Origin of the sequence: Flavobacterium ovatum (assembly GCF_040703125.1) — a bacterium.
GTDB classification, from domain to species: domain Bacteria; phylum Bacteroidota; class Bacteroidia; order Flavobacteriales; family Flavobacteriaceae; genus Flavobacterium; species Flavobacterium ovatum.
Window position 1 is genome coordinate 3,327,960 of the sequence record NZ_CP160035.1, and the last position, 19,771, is coordinate 3,347,730.

15 protein-coding genes are annotated in these 19,771 nt (G+C 33.0%); 1 reads left to right on the plus strand and 14 read right to left on the minus strand.

All coding sequences use genetic code 11. From position 1 onward, the window contains the following. Positions 1 to 556: 556 nt before the first annotated feature. Positions 557 to 757: a hypothetical protein gene (locus ABZP37_RS14015; protein WP_366183729.1), complete on the plus strand. Its 201-nt coding sequence runs from the start codon at positions 557 to 559 to the stop codon at positions 755 to 757. A 12-nt stretch (positions 758 to 769) separates the two neighbouring features. On the opposite strand, the gene ABZP37_RS14020 is transcribed toward ABZP37_RS14015, so the two are convergent. The 14 genes from ABZP37_RS14020 to dapA all read right to left on the minus strand — a co-directional run bounded on the left by ABZP37_RS14020 (position 770) and on the right by dapA (position 19,764). Further along, a complete protein-coding gene (locus ABZP37_RS14020; RefSeq protein ID WP_366183730.1) occupies positions 770 to 976 on the minus strand; it encodes a hypothetical protein in 207 nt (68 codons plus the stop codon). Positions 977 to 1,031: 55 nt separating this feature from the next. Continuing rightward, positions 1,032 to 3,320: a BamA/TamA family outer membrane protein gene (locus ABZP37_RS14025; protein WP_366183731.1), complete on the minus strand. Its 2,289-nt coding sequence runs from the start codon at positions 3,318 to 3,320 to the stop codon at positions 1,032 to 1,034. Continuing rightward, positions 3,310 to 8,292, minus strand: coding sequence for a translocation/assembly module TamB domain-containing protein (locus ABZP37_RS14030; RefSeq protein ID WP_366183732.1), 4,983 nt, complete (start codon positions 8,290 to 8,292; stop codon positions 3,310 to 3,312). Before ABZP37_RS14030 ends, ABZP37_RS14025 begins: the two co-directional genes overlap by 11 nt. Before the next feature lie 339 nt (positions 8,293 to 8,631). Then, on the minus strand, positions 8,632 to 9,486 hold the full coding sequence (locus ABZP37_RS14035) for a 3'-5' exonuclease (RefSeq protein ID WP_366183733.1): 855 nt from the start codon (positions 9,484 to 9,486) through the stop codon (positions 8,632 to 8,634). 476 nt (positions 9,487 to 9,962) lie between these two features. After that, positions 9,963 to 10,559, minus strand: a complete 597-nt coding sequence (locus ABZP37_RS14040) for a hypothetical protein (protein ID WP_366183734.1) — start codon at positions 10,557 to 10,559, stop codon at positions 9,963 to 9,965. Between the two features lie 59 nt (positions 10,560 to 10,618). After that, on the minus strand, positions 10,619 to 10,966 hold the full coding sequence (locus ABZP37_RS14045) for a transposase (protein ID WP_366183735.1): 348 nt from the start codon (positions 10,964 to 10,966) through the stop codon (positions 10,619 to 10,621). A 289-nt stretch (positions 10,967 to 11,255) separates the two neighbouring features. Next, on the minus strand, positions 11,256 to 12,179 hold the full coding sequence (locus ABZP37_RS14050) for a hypothetical protein (RefSeq protein ID WP_366183736.1): 924 nt from the start codon (positions 12,177 to 12,179) through the stop codon (positions 11,256 to 11,258). A 377-nt stretch (positions 12,180 to 12,556) separates the two neighbouring features. After that, positions 12,557 to 13,750, minus strand: a complete 1,194-nt coding sequence (gene fabV, locus ABZP37_RS14055; RefSeq protein ID WP_366183737.1) for an enoyl-ACP reductase FabV — start codon at positions 13,748 to 13,750, stop codon at positions 12,557 to 12,559. 82 nt (positions 13,751 to 13,832) lie between these two features. Next, entirely contained in the window at positions 13,833 to 15,485 is a 1,653-nt protein-coding gene (recN, locus tag ABZP37_RS14060) for a DNA repair protein RecN (protein ID WP_366183738.1), read from the minus strand. Between the two features lie 52 nt (positions 15,486 to 15,537). Continuing rightward, positions 15,538 to 16,422 (minus strand): DUF4835 family protein, encoded by an 885-nt coding sequence (locus ABZP37_RS14065; protein ID WP_366183739.1) that lies wholly within the window; start codon positions 16,420 to 16,422, stop codon positions 15,538 to 15,540. Further along, positions 16,415 to 17,626, minus strand: a complete 1,212-nt coding sequence (gene coaBC, locus ABZP37_RS14070) for a bifunctional phosphopantothenoylcysteine decarboxylase/phosphopantothenate--cysteine ligase CoaBC (RefSeq protein WP_366183740.1) — start codon at positions 17,624 to 17,626, stop codon at positions 16,415 to 16,417. The genes ABZP37_RS14065 and coaBC overlap by 8 nt, the downstream gene beginning before the upstream one ends. A gap of 11 nt (positions 17,627 to 17,637) precedes the next feature. Beyond that, complete coding sequence (locus ABZP37_RS14075) at positions 17,638 to 17,955, minus strand: DNA-directed RNA polymerase subunit omega (protein WP_026709525.1); 318 nt, start codon at positions 17,953 to 17,955, stop codon at positions 17,638 to 17,640. A gap of 8 nt (positions 17,956 to 17,963) precedes the next feature. Next, complete coding sequence (gene bamD / locus ABZP37_RS14080) at positions 17,964 to 18,758, minus strand: outer membrane protein assembly factor BamD (RefSeq protein ID WP_366183741.1); 795 nt, start codon at positions 18,756 to 18,758, stop codon at positions 17,964 to 17,966. Positions 18,759 to 18,882: 124 nt separating this feature from the next. Next, positions 18,883 to 19,764, minus strand: coding sequence for a 4-hydroxy-tetrahydrodipicolinate synthase (dapA, locus tag ABZP37_RS14085; protein ID WP_366183742.1), 882 nt, complete (start codon positions 19,762 to 19,764; stop codon positions 18,883 to 18,885). Positions 19,765 to 19,771: the final 7 nt, after the last annotated feature.

The following is a 19,771-nucleotide window of genomic DNA, read 5'->3' on the forward strand; positions in this document are numbered from 1 at the left end:
CCCCTATTGATCCTATTATTTTTCACAATTACCTTCTTCCTTAATTGTGTTTTTTGCTCCTGGAAACAGTCTAAGAAGCGCTTATTTTCCCTTTAAAAATCATTTTCTGTACAGTGTATATTTCTCCTTTTTCTCCCTAATTGACTATTTAAGTATCTGGTTACCTTTTGTTATTGTACTTAGTATTATCCTATTTGATTATTTCAATAAAAATCAAAGTTTGAAAGGATCTAAAATTTTCGATCTTAACCCAATGTTGGTGTTGCTTATTGTTTTAGCGATTCCTTTTCTTGGTTTTTTTATCGGATTTTGGACTATGGGAAGTATAGCACCATTGAGAACGATAAATATTATTTATTTCTATTTTTTACTCGGACTTATATTTCTAGCTTTTGTACTTTTTTTCAGGTTTAAAGCAGAAAAATCGAATTTTATAAGCTATTCAAAATAGGTTAAATACTTGTTTATTCTTGTCATTGTTAGTCAATTGGTGCAAAAAAACAATATTAGAAAAGCTTATTCTGATTTGTTAAGTGGACGAGCCTATTAATATGATTTGGAATTAAAAAACAGGTATAAAACCATAAAAAATAGCACTTCTATTATTGTTTATGTTCCTGAGTTAGTTTCTATTCCTGAAACACTATTTTCTGGAGACATTACAGGTGACACCAAAGATTGGAAGAATGAATGTTATGACTTATTTTTTAAACCCAAAAAAGTGATTACAAAACCAAATAAAGATAAAGAAAACTAATTACTTTCAACATTAGTAAATGGTAATGGATTGAATAAAGGTTGGTGAGTGAGACTGTAATTTTACTTTGTTCTCAAGATGTAAACCAACACTTCTCTTTAGCCCAGATAGTCCCAAAGTTTCGGGAGAAATCCTGTTGTGTTGCCATAGCAAACACAACAGGATTTCTCCCGAATCGTCGTGGGCAGGAACCCAACTATCCCAAAAAGGCTCAATCATTCTGCTCTTAAAAACAAAATAACATACACTACAAAGAGTTGTGGATTCAGAATTACTAAAAAGGGTAACCAATGGCGAGATTGAAAATCAAATTATCGCTACGCCAAGATTTGTCAGAAAAATTTATTTGGTCTATTACCCATTCATTTCCTTTTGACAAATAGGGTTTTCTTAATGGGAAAGCCAAATCTGTTCTAAGGATCAAGAAGCTAAAATCAAAGCGGAGTCCAACTCCTGTTCCCACTGCCAATTGATTGAGAAACTGACTGGAGAATTCTGCACCTGGTTTCTCATCACTTTTGTTTCGCAACCAGATATTACCTGCATCTATAAAAACGGCACCTTTAACAAAGCTGTATATTTTACCTCTTAATTCGGTACTGAATTCTAACTTCAAATCACCCGATTGATCTGGTAAAAAGGAATTGGTTACAGTGGAGCCATCAAAGGTTCCCGGCCCAATAGATCGTGCTCTAAAGGCTCTAATACTGCTTGTACCGCCTATAAAAAACTGTTTTATATAAGGGAGATTATTGGAGTTTCCGTAAGGAAGTCCTGCTCCTACTATGATTCTACTGGCCAATTTGGTTTCGCTATTAAAATTATAATAATGACGAAACTCCATTTCTGCTTTTGAATATTGACTGAAGGGAACACCAAAAATACTTTTGGGATTATTGCTGTCCTTTGCCCCCATAAGCAACGCCAATGCGTTTCCAGAAAAATCTAAGCCTCCTTTGAAATAGATGTTGCTTTTTCTATTTTTCAACATCGTATTGGTGTAGGTATACGAATAGTTGGTTCCAAAAATAAGCTGCTTGTCTATGATGCTTTGCAAGGAAGGACTAGCCGCAATTTGCGATAGATATAGGTCCGAAACATTATTAGACGAGGTAAAAGCAATGTTCACCAGATTGAGACTATGTTCTTTTCTTTCATTCTCCTTCCATAAATAACCAAAGGTACTATTGAATGTTTTCAAGGAGTACAATTTTGATCTAAGTTGGTATTCATAGCCAATAGATGCCTTTGTATTAGGAACATATCCACCACCAGATTTCAACTCCAAAGGAGCTATAAATCGAGGCCAAACTAAACTAGCTTCACCTCCAAAACGATACACGTTAAAACCATTATTTTGACCAGAAACCTGAACTTCTATCCCTGTAAAAGCTGAGATACTCAAGAGTTCTGCTCCTTTGAAGGTATTGCGATTGCTCCAATTGATGTTTAACTCGGTACCGGAATAATTGGCAGTATTGGTTTTGGCCAACGCTTCTATTTGAATTGATTTTTTGGGCAAAGGTGTCAAATAATAGTAAGTGTCTAACTGATTTTTGAAAGAATCATTGACTTTAAATTCGTTCTTTACAAATTTAAAAGTTCCCAAAGTGATTAACCTATTTAAAGATAGATTGTGAGTCGTTCTATTGTAATAGTCACCTTTATGGAATAACAATGTTTTATCGAAAATAATGGGTTTGAAAACTGTTTTATTTTCAATTATGGTAAAATCTCCATGCTGAATGGTGTCCATAACTCGTTTTGATAGGGTGTCTCTTTTTAAATTATAACTAGGATAAACAAATATATCATTGATACTATACTGTACTTTTGCTTTCGCGGGCGTTTCTTTTTTTATTTTAATAATTAAATCCACTTCCTGCTTACCCACCGTGCTATCTACTTGTACCAAAATGTAGTCCTCACTAAAATAGTAAAAACCACGTTCTTTTAATTTGGCATCTATTCGGGTGCGCTCCGTTTTTATCTTATCTAAGCTATAAGGCTGCCCTAATTTTAAAACACTTTTTTCTGTGAGTAAGTTAATTTCTTTACTTAAAACAGTAGTGTCTCTTGGGAAAACAACTGATTTGATGCTAAACTGATTGTGTAATTTAACTTCGTACTTTGCCTTGGCTTTCTTGCCTTTTGAAATTGAATCTGCTTTGGATTCGGCATTAAAAAAACCGTTGTTCTCTACATAATTTTGTATGACTTCTTTATTATAATCCAAATTGACAGCACTAAGTAGAATAGGTTTTTCTCCAATTTTATATTTAAGCCAATATCTAAAACCCTTTTCTTTTTTTACTTCACCTGCCAAATTATAAAAAAAGATCCCTGGCCTCATTCCTAATAGCGTTTTATTGGGAATGGGACGAATTAAATCCTTTAATTCATTTTTAATATTTTTACTATTATCTTGAGATTCGTTTCCTTTTTCGACCGTAATGGTATGACCTGTATACAATAAATCGCCCTCGGGAATTTTGCTAGTTCCGCTGCAACCCACGAGTACTGTTACTATCAAAAGTAATGCTATGTAGTTACTACTTTTCATCTTTTTCAGGAGTCTTATTACTATTTGATTTCTTCGATTTACCCTTTGATTGAAACAACTCTATAAACTTATTATAGTTCATTGTAATAATAAACGCAACACCCGTTTCAACCACTTGACCTTGTAAGGCTACTTGATAATTATTTTTTCGGTATGCTCGTATTTTATATCGTCCATCTGTGGTTAGCAGATAATCTGCAGTAAGATCACCGGCAATATTATTAGCTTGTTCGTTCGTGTTTTGCTCGCCTTCGACACCAAAACTACTCCCCAAAGTAACCTTTAATCGATCATTGAATAATTTTTTGGAAAGCCCCACATTCAAGTCGGTTCTTTCTTTACGTTCACCAGTAGAATAATCCTCCGAGGCTTGTAAGTCAAAATCGAGTTCGAATCCTTTTATCAAATCTCCTGCGAAATTATTGAGTTGTTGTGATAGAATTTTGCTCACACTTTGTTTGGCCAAATAAGAACCACTACTTCCTCCTACTTCACTCTCAAAAGGATTGTCGCCAATAAATCTGTTCAATAACAATAGCGCAAACACTTGCTTATTTAAGGCATCTTCATCACGTTTAAGGTCTGTTAATTTTGCTTGAGTAGTATTGATTATTTCGGTTGAAACATCATTGTTTCCATCTGGTAAAACAATATCAAATGAAATCCTAGGTTCCAATAACTCTCCTTTCATGATTAGATTCGTTTCGAAAGGGATTTTTTGCTTGTACGTGTTTCTTGTTTCCGTACTTATACCTGTTAGTTGATCATCTACCAAGTCTAACGGAGAAGCTTCGACTTTGTACACGGCAGTTATATTAATATTTGCTGTTGTAGGTTCCCCAGTCCAAAGGATATAACTTCCAGGCTGGATTTCAAACTTTCTTTTAATTAAGTTGAAACTCATTTCGTATGCACCACCTGTAAATTCATATTTTCCAGTTAGTGTCGTTTTTCCAGAAGGATCAATTCCACCAGTTAATTGCGCTTCTCCCTGTAGTTTTAAATAATCTCCATTGGATTCATCAATTACAATTGAAATTTCAGCATTTTTATCTACTACAATATTTACCGAAGCATTTATTCCTTTTATTTCCGTTTGAATGATCTCTTTCATTGGGTCTTCAATTGTAAATAAAACAGGCTGATCTTGGTCTATAAACTCAATTATACCCTCTCTGTCTGCAATCGAAGGATCATCTTGAGGCAACACCATCGTAAATTTTGTATCAGCGTTTATTTTGACTGTACCATCAACGATTGGATTGTTTAATGTTCCTTTGATCCCCAAATTATTATCCAAATACAATTCCCCATAAAACAATTTGTTGTCTTTCGCTTTAGAATTGACTGCTCTAAAATTCTTGGCAACTACATTCAAATTAAACCCCACATTAGAATAATCTTGACTGTCTATAAAACCGTCTACTATTAAAGGATTGTTATTCTCATCCTCTAATTTGAAGTTGTCAAAAACAATTTTATTTCCTTGAAAAGCTATTTGATCATTATTCAGTTTGAATTTCGAATTTAAGGGTATTGCAACAAATCCAACTGAATTAAACTTTAGGCTTCCATTAATTTCAGGGTTTGTTGCTTTTCCAGTTACAGCCAATTGACCATCCATAAACCCTTCCGTATCCTTTAAATACGCTGCAGTAAAAGCCTGTAATGATTTCATTTGAAGTTTTTGTATAGCAACTATCAAGTCTAAACTTTCCCCGCTTGAATTATAATTACCATCAACATTTACTTGATTTCCTAATCCTGTTAAGGCAATATTTGCACTATAAATATCCGCGTTTTTATTGGCTACTTTCAATTGGAGGTTCCCAATAGAATCCCCTTTCATGGTCAAATTATCAATACTTAAATCAGCTACGAACAAAGGTTTTTTGGTTAGGTCTACAATCGTTGTTTCTCCATTGATGGTACCGCCAATTTCAAAATTTGATTTGGCGATACTCGTCAACGATTCTATTTGGAAATTTTCAAATTTGGCTACAATAGGAGCATTATCCATCTTATTTTGTGATTGAACAGAAAAAGATTGTCGACCGTTTTGAATTTTAAAATCAGAAAACAAAATACCTTTTGGAGCAATTTTTACAAAATTATTAGCATCAACAGCCCAATTATCATAATTCAGAAGCATTTTTTCAGGATTAAGAGTAACTATTGACGCACCCAAACTATCTTTCATTGTGCCCGAAATCAAATACTTTTCCTTATCCTCAAAATCTTTTACACTCAAACTATAATCAATTGCATTGCTTTCAATCTTACCAACAATTGCTGTTTTTGGAATTTCAAATTGCGGATTTTTAATGAGTGCTACCGACAAATCATACTGTAATGTGTTTCCTTGCGTATTCATTTTAAAAACGCCATTTGAAATTTCATTATCCGCATAATTCATTCTGGGTAAAACTGCATTGACCACAATACTATCGTTAACCGAATTATAAGCGCCGCTAAGTGTAATCTCAGACAACTCTTTTATTTCTGGAAGTATCTTTTTTACAACCAGATTGTCTTTAATTCTAAATTTAAAATCTAAATTTTGATTTTCTTTATTCGGAACATATTTTTTGTCGAATTGATAGTATTTTGAAATAGAATTAACCAATTGGTCACTTATCAAAGACAACTTATAATTCCCACTTATCAAGCCATCAGCAAATTGAGATTGTAATACTATAGAATCTTTTTCAACGGTTGAAATTGCCGCAATGCTAATCGAATCTAATGGAAACTGCTCCTTTTCTAAAGCGACTAGAAAATCAGTCGCATGAACCGCTCCATTGAGATTGTCAAGTCTTAAATCGTCAAAATTAGCCGTAATATTTCCCTTCAATTTTAAAGGGCCAGCGTGCAGATTTAATTTATTAAGGTCAATAAAATCAACGTTTAATTTCAAATCTAACGTAGGTTTTTCTGGAAGCGAAGATCCTTTGGCATCCAGTTTAAAGGATAAATTGGGATCTGTAGCAGTTGAATTCACAACAAACTGACCTTTGTCCATTGTAGCATTCAAATAAATATCTTTATAATCGTATTGATTAAAATTGGCTTTTACAATTTTCGAAGAAAGTTTGGCTGTAGCCAATGCAGGATCAAGACTCACTCCTTTTACGGTAGCATTTGCCGTTATTCTCCCTATTTGCTTATTTTTTATGAACTTCCCTAAATCAAAATTTTCAACAGAAGCATCGGCAATGTACTTTTCACTATTTTTTCGACTTTGGTCAAAGGTTGCGTCAACAACAGCATTACCAAATGAACTCTTTAAATCCAATTTGGTTTTAAAATTATTCATACTTCCGTTGAAATTTCCTTTCACATTAAATGTCGCTGGTAGTTGAACGGTATTCGGAATTGTATTTTTGGGTACAAAAGCATCAATATCTTTGGCTGTACTTTCTAGGTATAATGAACTAATATTAAAAATACTTTTTTCGACTTTTGGCAATCCAGAAATAGTTCCCTTTAAAGCCACTTTTGTACTTCCAAGTCCATTAGCATCGAAAGTGTCAATGGTTAATTTGTTCAATTTGCCTTTTACTACTGCATTGAAATTCACAATTGCATTAGGATAATTTTTGAAAACATCAATAGAATGAAGCGTAGGTACCAAAAACAAAACGTCTCTAAAACTCAGTTTACTGTTTTTTAGATTCGCATCAATAGTTAGATTTTCTAGATAATCATTCAACGAAGCTATCGACGGATAAGTGGTTACAATAGATTGCTGTAAGGTAGTTTGAGGTGTTTTTAAGAACAACTTCTTCAAAGAAGCCCCTTTTGTCGTATAGACAAAATCAGTCCTTAATTCATCTAACTGAAAACCGCTTTTATCTTTAAATTTAAATGAATTGATAGTCCCTTTGTACTTGTTGTCAGATATAGTAATCGCTTTACCTTCCAAATACAAATCATTCAATTTCATGTGATTGTAATCCAATCCCTTTTGAATACTAGAAGCATTATTATTGTCAAATGTAAAATTAAAGTCAGCAATAGAAACCGAATTGATATCAATTTTCCATGGTAAACTTGACGAACTGCTAGTGGAATCATTGACCTTTTCGCTCGATTTAGATAAAGTCAACTGACCTTTGGAACTTTTTAATTCTATGGATTCTAACGCTATAATTTGTTTCTCTAAATCTATTGTTTTTACTTTTGTACTTAAATGAAGAACCTCAATCTTGGTTCCAATATTTGTAATCGCATTAATGTAACGAATGTCGATATTGTCTAATTGAATGTTTTCTAAATTCAATTTTAAAACTATACTGTCTGCTTTGTCTTTTATGTCTTTGACTACTTTTTCTGTCGTCGCTACTAAATCTTGGTTTAAATCTAATTTAAAACCATCAAGATTGATGTCTGGAACATCAAACGCTAATTTTTTTAAATCGAAATTATCAATTTTTGTATCAAAATGATTGACATATAAAGCCAATTCTGTATTTGAAACAGCATCATTATATCTGAATTTAATAGTATTGAGGTTTATTTTTTTAATAGAAATCGCCATTGATTCTCCTTCTTTTTTAGTTTGGTCAGGAGTTTCAAATGCTTTGGTGATATAATCAAAATTATAAACCGAGTCTTTACTAATTTTGATATTGGCTACAATCTTTTCTAATTCAATGGAGTTAACTTGTACTTTGTTATTAAACAATTGAAATAAATCTATATCAATGTTCAAAGATTTACCTGCCAACAAAGTATCTTTTGACTGATCTTCAAAGTAAAAATCATTTAGGATTACTTTTTTAGGTAAGCCTATTTCTATAGATCCTACTGCAACTTTAGTTTTTATTTTACTTTCCAAATAAGAGACCGCTGCATCTTTTACTTTATTCTGAACATAAGGTATCTGTAATGCAAGCACTATTAATAAAAAAAGTGTCACAAGTCCTATTCCTATTTTTAAAATAATTTTAAAGGCTTTGTTCAATTTCAAAAGGGTTAAAATTTAAAAATAATAATCACATCGTTATAAACAGTGTATTATTAACGTATTTGCGAAGATAAGCTTATCTAAAATCGTTTATCTTATACAATTAAAATAAAATTTTATAAGATATACCCAAAAGTAAGAATCGATCAAATAGGAGATTGTCATAAATTCTTGTGCCTAAATATTATAAAGAAAGAAACACATAGATAACCAAACACTTTTTTCTTGTACAATTGAAGATTTTAAAATTCGCTTTATAGACAAGATTTATCAGCTTACTGAATGATTCGACTTCCTGAATTTATAAAAACCTGAAACGACCAACATTGTACTTATATTTTTTTAATCTCCATTTTGCTGTTTCTCAAAATAAAGTTCAGGTAAAATAATCTTCAATTCTTCTGTTGCTCCTTCTTTTAACCAGTAAACAATAAAGTTCACTTTTACGGTTTTTAACACATATTTTTTCTCTTTTAAGCTCTCCATTTGTTGCAAAAAGTATTTAGAAAATTTCAACACCGATTGTCCATTCGAGTTTAAACATTCGTCATTTTGCACAGTCAACGCATTCCCACTCACGAGTTGGGATATTAAATATTGTCTGTTTATAAAATAGTCTAACCAAACATCTTTGTAGGTTAAATGCATTGAAAAACCTTTTGGTGGTAGGTAAATTTCATTATCCTCAATTCGTTCTAAGTTTTCTACCGACAGATTGTCAAGAAAGTTGGAATTAAGATGTACCGTCAAATTTTGCTTTGCTCTTGTCATGGCGACATACAACTGCCTCATAGCTTCATCTGTAGCACAATTAAAATTTTTAAGCATCAAAAAAACAGTATCAAACTCTTTTCCTTTTGCTTTATGAATGGTTGAAACGAAAATGGTTTCACCATTCTCATTGAAAAAGTCTTCCAATTTAGATTCTCGAATGTAGACCTCCAGATCTGATTTGTATTTCTTCTTTGGATTGGTTGCTTGAAAATCCTTGATGATATTCACACATACTTCGAACTTTGAGCTGTTGCGAAACTTATTTATCAATTCTCGTTTGGCGTATTCCCAAACCTCATCGCTGATCATAAAAACATCATCAGCCAAATTTAATTGTTCCAAAAAGAACCTCACTTCCACCAGATTATACAAATTAAACCCATCATTGGTCTGAATCAACTTGGCTTGCAATCCGTTTTTCAAAAGCAGTCCTGTAATCTGTTAAAAATATTACAATTGAATAACTCAAATATAAGTAAATAAAACTTGTAAGCGAAAGAAAAGTTGTATGGAGGAAAATGCATTACTGCAAAACAATCGCGTTGCAAACACCAAAATCTTTGGCATTAATTATAGTTGGCATTCGATGAAATCAAGCAGCAGGATGGACGACAAATGAGAGCCAGTGGGATTACTAATCTCAGCAAATTTTGTTAGAAGAAGGACTTTTAATCATCTGTTAAGAAATTACGTTGAAAATGGCCCAAAAATTAAAGAATTATTTTAGTATTCCTGCAGAAGTTTTTCTTCATAGCGCTTAAATTATATTCTAGTATTGCGTTGTAATGTTTGTGAGATTTGAAATTATTACTAAAGTTTCATATATAAATCAAGATAGCGGTTCAAGTTAAACCTGAACCGCTATTTTAAGTAAGGGTTTTTGAAACTTTGATATAAAATTATCTCATTCCGCGACCACCGCCACCTTCGGGTCTGCTTTCGCTTGGTGTTTTAGGCTGCAATGCTTCTTTTTGATCTTTAAGATAATCCAACCATTTTTTGTTGATTTTTTCTGAAAAAGAACTTTCTATTTGTTCGTTTAATTCTTTTTCTACAGTAGCAACTTCATCTCTAATTGGCTTTAATTGCTCATTGATGCTTTTGCGAAGTTCCATTAATTGCTTACGGTCGTTATTTTCTACCGCTGCTTTTTGTTTGGTCATTGAAGTGATTTCAATAGTCTCTAAGGTCACTATATTGGCTTTTTGAATAGCGAGAATTTTACTATTGTAATCATTAATGAGTTTTGTCATTAATTCTTGTTCCGGTGCTTTTTTAACTTTAGCCTCCTTGATTACCGTTTCGGGATTGTAAACTATAAGTCCGGCGACATCAGTAATTTTAAGCGCTTTTACGGTTTCTTTTTGCTGTGTGCTTTCTTGTGGAGGTGCGCCTTGACCAGATCTTCCGCCTTGACCAGATCTTCCACCTGAATGCTGACAGAATGCAAATGAAAATTGAAAACAAGTGAATGCGATAATGAATAAGTACTTCATGATATTATAAGTTATGTTTTAGCCTTTAGACGACAAAAAAAAATTACTTGCGCAGTTATTTAAAAAACACAGTTAATTTTAAACTTCTTCAACTTTTGGTATGGGTGTACCCCCCTCACCTCAGCTGCATAGCTAAATTTTCGTAATAACCATTCCCGTCTTCTTTCAGGATGTTCTTTTATCGCTTCAATAATTTTTTTTGAAGTAAATTTTTTAAAATCACGAACGATATTTTGAAGCTCACCATCTGGTGCTGTGACCACCAAATGTATATGACTTGTCATATACACATAAGCGTGTACACTAAGTTCTTTTTCTTTAATGCAGTAATTTAAAGAATCGTCTAGAATAGAACAATAAACGGGTCTGGTAAAAACCTGTCTGCCGACAGGCAGGCATCCACCCAATCTACAATGGTCATCGTTATAAAAGTCGGTACGGTACTGTCTATTACTTTGTATTTTTCGGACATCGATTTTTCATTTTAGTGTGGCAACTGAAAAGTACATTCCTTAAAGAACCGCGTTGCAAACGCTACGTTTATTGGTCATAATTTAAATAGGTACTCGACGCAGTCAAGCACCAGGGTTTAGGATAAACGAGTGCCAGTTGGGGGCGCTAGTCGAAGGGTTCAACCAAGGTTTCATTGTTGGCTTTTCAAGCCCAACGAAACCTTGGCTGTTATGGGCAGTTATTTTATACATTTTGTTTATTAAGTTTATCAATTTCGAATATTAAAGACATTGGACTTTCTTTTACAAATGATTCAAATTTGTCTTCGTATTGTCTTATTGTAATTCCTAAATTTAAAATTTCTAAGCCAGCACCAATTGTACTCGTTAATATAGCATATTCAGGCATTTTTACTAATAAAGCACATAGAGTAATTCCTAAAGTTCCAACAATTGATTTAGAATTTGCCAAAGATTTATATGTTTCATTTGCTAAACCAATTCCGTGTTTGTTACATGCGCTTTTATAATCTTCAATCTGAATTGAAAGGTCATCAATAATGTATGGAATTTCTCTTCCTTTATAATTTTTATTTATAAAAACCCCAAATCTTTTAACTTTATTGTTAAAATCTATATCTTTTTTTGCTTCTACTATTTGATCCCATTTTAATTCGGAAGCTATAATTACTGGAGCATTTATTATTTTAATCTCGACTTTTTCTTGGGAAATATTGTTTTGATAATCATTTTCAAGATGATCTTTAAAGATTGTTTCATTAAAAATTGGAATTCCAATAGTCTTATTATGTGATAATTGCTTTGCGGCTTCTAGCGAAAATAGATTATTGGCTTTTGCTCTTGCTTCTTCACCTATTTTAGTCAATATTTCTAACACAGTTGCTCTATCAACTTCTTCTTTTTCTTTAAAATATTTTGGTAAAACTTGTTCAGAAAAAATATGTTTGTAATCAGTATCCATTTTTGCTTGAAGGCTTTCTGAAATTGGAACAAATTTTTTCACGTCAATATTTGAGTTAACGAGCAAACTTCGAGGCACTTCAATATTGTTAGATATGTTATAGATTTTATCAAAAAAAATTGCTGCTAATTTCAGTTTCGCTTCATCAGAACCAATTCCGACTGTATTGTATTGTTCTAAAATCATTAGTTGTTCTTATAATTGCTGGTAACTAATATATACTCGCTACAAAGTAGCGACAATCCACCCAATTTGGGGTGTATTTGCGCTACTTGGTAGCGTATTTTTATCAAATATAAACCTAATATTTTTATTACAACCAATCAAGAAAAATAATTTCTCAACACCTTTATCAATTTTAAATTGAAGTTACCATTGGCAATCAAATTTACATATAAAAAAAAACCACTATTTAAAACAGACAAGACTAACATTCAACCCATTTTGACTTTATCAAAAAAAGTAACCCCAATCATTGACAACATTAAAATTCAAATCAAAAAAAAAAGCACCTTAAACAATCAAAGATTGTAAAAGGTGCAATTGTATAATTTGAAAAAAATTTACTCGCTAATACTAGGAATTCCAACCATTTCGTCTGTGTCTGCTTTATAATCAACTCCTTCTACATCAAAACCAAAAAGGTTGTAGAAATCTTTGCGATATCCTTCTAAATCCCCAATTTCTTCAAGATTTTCAGTTACAGCATCTTGCCATAAAGCGGCAACTTTTGCTTGAACATCTTCGCGCATTTCCCAGTCGTCAATACGGATACGTCCTTGTTCGTCTGTAGCAACTTCTGTTCCGTTGTACAAACGATCAGCAAATAAACGTTGGATTTGCTCGATACAACCTTCATGAATACCTTCAGCTTTCATGATTTTGTACAATAATGAAATGTATAATGGAATTACTGGAATCGCAGAACTAGCTTGAGTTACCAAAGCTTTGTTTACAGAAACATAGGCTTTTCCGTTAAGGTCTGCCAAGCTTTTAGTGATTTCAAAAGCAGTAGATTCCAAGTGATCTTTGGCACGACCAATTGTTCCTTTACGGTAAACTGCCTCAGTCAATGATGGCCCGATATAAGAATAAGCAACAGTTGTAGCTCCAGGAGCTAGTAAATTAGCCGATTTTAAAGCGTCCATCCACATGGCCCAATCTTCACCACCCATTACAGCAACCGTGTTTTCGATATCGTCACCACTACAAGGCTCGATAGAAACATCCGAAACTTTACCTGAGTGAAAATCTACGGTTTTATTTGTAAAGGTACCTCCGATTGGTTTCAAAACCGAACGGTGCATTACTCCTGTATTAGGATTGGTACGCACTGGTGATGCCAAACTATAGATGATTAAATCTATTTGCCCTAAATCTTGTTTGATTAAATCTAAAGTTTGCTTTTTAATTTCGTTTGAAAAAGCATCTCCATTGATACTTTTAGCATACAAACCAGCTTTGGTAGCTTCTTTTTCGAAAGCTGCAGAGTTGTACCAACCTGGTGAAGCTGTTTTACCAGCTGCAGGTCCTTTTTCGAAAAATACTCCTATTGTAGCAGCATTAGAACCAAAAGCACTTGTGATGCGGGAAGCTAATCCAAAACCTGTTGAAGCTCCGATTACCAATACTTTCTTAGCACCGTCAATCGCTCCTTTTGATTTTACATATTCAATTTGATTTTTTACATTCTGTTCGCATCCTTTAGGTTGTGATGTCAAACAAATAAATCCTCTCATTCTTGGTTCTATGATCATTTTTCTCTTTTTATCGTTATTTATAAATAGCTATAAAGCGTTTTAAATTTATTTTTTTGAGGTACAAATATAATTGAATATATTAGTTCAACAAGGCTTTAGCGTGATTTAAAGCAGAATCTGAAACCACTGCTCCAGAAAGCATTTGTGCAATTTCTACAATTCGTTCCTCAGCACTTAATAAAACCAATTCAGACTGCGTATCTTCTCCAACTGTAGATTTGAATACTTTGAAATGTGCGTTTCCTTTGGCTGCAATTTGTGGCAAATGTGTAATGGCAAAAATTTGCATGGTTAGACTCATTTCTTTCATGATTTCGCCCATTCTAATGGCTATTTCGCCAGAAACTCCCGTATCGATTTCGTCAAAAATTAAGGTTGGTAATTTAGAATATTGTGCCAAAATTGCTTTGACTGCCAACATAATTCTTGACATCTCTCCTCCTGACGCTACTTTTTTTAATAATCCAAAGTCAGTTCCTTTATTGGCTGCAAATAAAAACTGTAATTCGTCTTTTCCATTATCAAAGTAATTTGCAGTTGGAGTCACTTTAATATCAAAACGCACATTAGGCATTCCCAAAGTAGCTAAAATCGAAATTAATTTATCGGATAAAACAGGAATAGCTTTTTCTCTATTTGTCAAAATAGTATTTGCCAAAATATCTAAATCTCCACCTTTTGCTTGAATTGAAGCTGTTAATTTTTCGATTTCATCACCCAAATTTCCTAGCTCTAAAACCGAATTATCCAACTGGTTTTGAATATCCAAAAGTTCCTCCACCGTTGAAACTTGGTGTTTCTTTTGTAAATTATAAATGAGTTGCAACTTTTGATTAATCAACTCCAATTGTGCTGGATCACTGAATAAGCTTTCTGCACTATCATTCAATTCATTAGTTATATCATCCATTTCGATCAAAACACTAACAACACGTTCTTGTAACGATTGGTATTCTGGCGAAAAGGAAGCTATCTTTTGTAAAGCTGATTTGATTTCATTTAAATTAGACAATACTCCAACCGACTCAGTGCTCGTAATCGATAATGATTTATCTAGAGACTCTTTAATAATCTCAACATTATTTAACTTTTCAAAATCAGCTTCCAGTGTTTCTTGTTCCCCTGATTTTAATTTGGCTTCCAATAATTCAGTCAATAAAAATTGATTGTACTCTTGCTCTTTATAAGATTCAGCTTGTTTTTTAATCAAGGAATTCAATTTTGATTTCTCTGATTTGTATTGTTTCAATAAACCTTGATACGTTACAATCGTTTCTGAGTTATTAGCAATAGCGTCAATAATTTTGAATTGTACATTCTCGTCAGACAACTCCTGGGTTTGTTGTTGTGAATGAATGTCTATTAAGAATAAACTCAATTCTTGTAATTCTTGAAGATTTACAGGACTATCATTGATAAAAGCACGCGATTTTCCAGATGGCAATATTTCACGTCTGATAATAGTATCGTCCTCATAATCGAGGTCGTTTGCTTCAAAAAAAGGTTTGAGGTTGTATTTGGAAATTTCAAAATGTGCCTCGATAATGCATTTTTCCTCTTTATTTTTAAGCGAACTCAAGTCTGCTCTTTTTCCAAGAACTAAACCTAAAGCACCTAAAATAATTGATTTCCCTGCCCCTGTTTCTCCTGTGATTATTGAAAATCCTTTTGAAAAATCAATTGACAATTTTTCAATTAATGCATAATTTTTTATCGATAGTGTGGTAATCATCTAATCCAGTTTTTTTTTTGTAAAAATGAAATCAACCTAAAAAGAAAATCTCTTAGTATTTAATATTTTCCCATTTGCTAGTATTCAATGGAGAGGTTTTATTCAAACTTTCCACTAAGTCAGTAATACCAACACTTGGACCGCCTGAAAATATAGAAACAATCTCATCTGACTTTGCATCAAAAAAGACTCGTGTTAAGAAAGCATTTGGCTTTGCCGCATATAATTTATTCAAATCTATCAACGAATTTTTAATTTTTTCTTTTGATCCCTTTAAGTCTTTGGTCATGGTATCCAAACCTGTGTGATAATCTGTAATCGTTGAACGAATCACAGAAAATGTTGGTGACAGCAAATCATTGATTAAGAAATACCGGTTTTGAAAACCATCAGATTGACTCCAACCTTTATAACCACCTTGTTGTGCATTATTTGCAATATTCTGAGCCATTGTCAAATGTGAATCTCCTGATTTAGGCACAAAAGAATCTGCGTCTAGTCCTAAAATAACATAAGCGTAAAACGAAACTACTGAAACTAAATTAGATTCAAAACCATTAGGATTAAAAATAAAATTTTCAAACTCTATGTATCTAAAATTAAAATCTTTGTCGTTAAAATTTAGAATTGGCGAAGCATAAGAAGAATTATAAATAGGTCTTGAAGATTGCACTTGTATGGTCGCAACAAACTGATCCGAATTATTAGACGAAATAGTAATATACATCGAGCAATTAATTTTCTCACTTTGCTTTAAGGCTTTACCCGTCCAATCTGTTTTGTTGACAAACTCAGTCAATGATGTTTGCAAGGTTTTGTAAACCGACTGATTAGTATTTGCCACTCTTTCAGAATTTACGCTGATGGTACAATTTAATTGTTGTGCTTGAAGCGTAGTGAAAAATGTAAGTGTAAAAAATAGAATCCATTTAGTCATGAAAGTAGGCTTTTATTTTATTTAAAATATCATCCGCAACTTCTTCCTTGGGTTTTAACTCCATAGGTTCAATATTGAAATCCTTATCAATAAAGGTTACTTTGTTGGTTGCTTTTTTAAATCCTGCTCCCTCATCTTGCAAAGAATTGAGAACTATCAAATCTAAGTTTTTTTTCTGGATTTTCAGCTTTGCATTTTCAATTTCATTCTCTGTTTCTAAAGCAAAACCAATTAAAAATTGATTTTTCTTGATCTCTCCCAGAGACAATAAAATATCTTTGGTCTTTTCTAACTCAATCACAAAGTTATCCGCCGATTTCTTAATTTTTTGGGTAGCTACCGTCTTTGGCCTATAATCTGCAACAGCTGCAGCAGCTATAACCACATCCATTTGAGAAAAATGAGCATGACAAGCTTTATACATTTCTTGTGCTGAAACTACTGGAATTAATAGAATGGAAGGGTGATTGGTTTTGAAATGCGTTGGCCCCGAAACAAGAACAACTTCAGCACCTAAATTAGCTGCACTAGATGCAATATCGAATCCCATTTTTCCTGAAGAATGATTTCCTATAAAACGTACAGGATCAATAGCTTCGTAAGTTGGCCCTGCAGTAATTAGAAACTTCTTCCCTTTTAGAGGTAATTTACTTTCTAAATCTGATTCGATAAAAGCTACAATATTCTCAGGTTCGGCCATTCGACCTTCGCCCGAAAGTCCACTGGCTAATTCACCTGATTCAGCGGGAATAATGGTATTTCCAAATTTTTGTAAAGCTGTAAAACTAGCAATTGTTGATGGGTGCTTATACATATCCAAGTCCATAGCTGGCGCTACATAAACAGGACACTTAGCAGATAAATAGGTTGCAATAAGTAGATTATCACAATTCCCATTAGTCATTTTGGACATGGTATTAGCGGTTGCAGGAGCAACCAACATTAAATCAGCCCAAAGCCCTAACTCCACATGATTATTCCACTCCGCTTCTTGATCATCTTCATTATAAAAACTAGAAAAAACAGGTTTTCTAGAAAGAGTGGATAACGTTAACGGGGTTACAAAATCCTTAGAAGCAGGTGTCATTATCACTTGGACATGTGCACCTGCTTTTATAAAAAGTCTAACTAAAGAAGCTGTTTTATAGGCAGCAATCCCACCAGAAACTCCTAGTAAAATTTTCTTACCGTTTAAAACTGACATCTAAGGTTGTATTATTTATTTGAATCTCTGTGGTAAATTTTACCATCTAACCATTCTTGAACTGCTAAAGCGTGTGGCTTTGGTAATTTTTCATAGAATTTTGAAACCTCGATTTGCTCTTTGTTTTCAAAAACTTCTTCAAGACTGTCATTATATGTTGCAAACTCTTCCAATTTCTCAGTCAATTCTTTTTTGATTTCAGAATTGATTTGATTAGCTCTTTTAGCCATAATGGTTATTGCTTCATACACATTTCCAGTAGGTTCTTCAATAACTGTTTTGTTGTAAGTTATTGTATTTACTGGAGCATTCGTCTTTTTTAAATCCATGACTTTTTTTATTTAGTAAATTTTTGTAAATCTTGTTCCACTCTAGCTAACATATCGTCAGCTTTTTCTTTATACTTAGTATCCGGTTTAAACTTAATCAAACTAGAATGCGCTTTTTGGGCAACCAATAAGCGTTCTTCCATCTTATCTTTAACACTATTAATACCTAATTTATAAGCAGAATCCAGTCTATAATACAAAGCATCTTCTTTATACGGTGTTCCTGGGTAATCATTTATAAAATTATTCAAAGCTACTAATGCCGATTTATAATCTGAAATCGTGTTGTAACCTTTGGCATTTTCGTATACTTTTTTCTCTATTTTTTCAGCTAAGTTTTTCACCAACACATTAGCTTCTGCTAAATAAGTTGAATTGGGATAACTGTCGATAAAGTTTTGTAATTTCTCAATTGCTTTATGGGTATCCGTTTGATCCAAACTATAAGTAGGTGATAATTTAGAATAACTTTTAGCACCTAAAAAAGCGGCTTCTTCTGCCTTTTCACTCTTAGGGTAACTTGACGTAAAACTTTCAAATTGGTAACCCGCTAAATAAAATTGATTAGTTTTATAATAAGATTGAGAAAACATATAAAACAACTTCTCTGCCTGAGGTTTCCCTCTATAAGTAGTCGCTACTTGCTCAAACAATCGAATTGCTTTAGAATACTTCCCTGATTCGTACAATTTAGTTCCCATTTCATATTTTACGGAAATATCTTCATTTTTTAATGCTTTCTGATATTCGTTGCAAGATGTAAATAGCGCTAAAAGAAGTAATAACGATACAATTTTTTTCATTTTATTTTTTTTTCGATTCAATTGTTAGTATCAACCTACAAAAAACCGCACCGAAGTTTCGGTGCAAATTTAGGTATTAATTTAGCCACTACAAAATATTTCTTTCGTTAAGAAAAAGTATGTATTATTTATCAAATTTCGACACAAAAACATCAATTCTAGCGGCCAAAGACTCATCCACTGTAACTAATGGCAAACGAACATGATTTTCAGAAACACCTAACGATTTAAAAACTTGTTTAATCCCTGCTGGATTGCCTTGTTCAAAAATCATATCAATGCATTCCGACAGACCGTAATGTAACTCATAAGCTTCATCAACTTTACGGTTCAAGCCTAGACGTACCATTTCAGAAAATGCTATTGGAAAACATTGAGCAATTACCGAAATAATTCCAACACCACCAGCTAATATAATTGGCAGAGCCAACATATCATCTCCAGAAATAAGCATAAAATCTTTAGGTTTATTTTTGATGATCTCCATTGCTTGCACTAAATCTCCTGCAGCTTCTTTTACGCCAATAATATTTTTACAATCATTAGCCAAACGTATTACAGTTGCAGGCAACATATTACTTGAAGTACGGCCTGGAACATTATAAATAATCACTGGTAGCGGAGAAGCTTCTGCCACCATCTTATAATGTTGGTAAATTCCTTCTTGAGTAGGTTTATTATAAAATGGTGAAACTGATAGAATCGCTTCAAAAGCAGATAAATCTCTTGTTTTCAATTCTTCCACCACCTTCATCGTATCGTTCCCACCAATTCCTAGAACAAGTGGTATCCTTCCATTGTTAGCGGCAACAATTGTTTTTATTACTAATTCTTTATCCGCTGGAGATAAAGTAGCTGTTTCAGCAGTAGTCCCTAAAACTACTAAATATTCAACTCCTCCATCTACTGAAAAATTTACTATTTTACATAAAGCTTCAGTATCAATTGACAAATCTTCTTTAAAAGGAGTAATTAATGCAGCTCCAGTTCCTATTAATGATTGCATGTTTAGG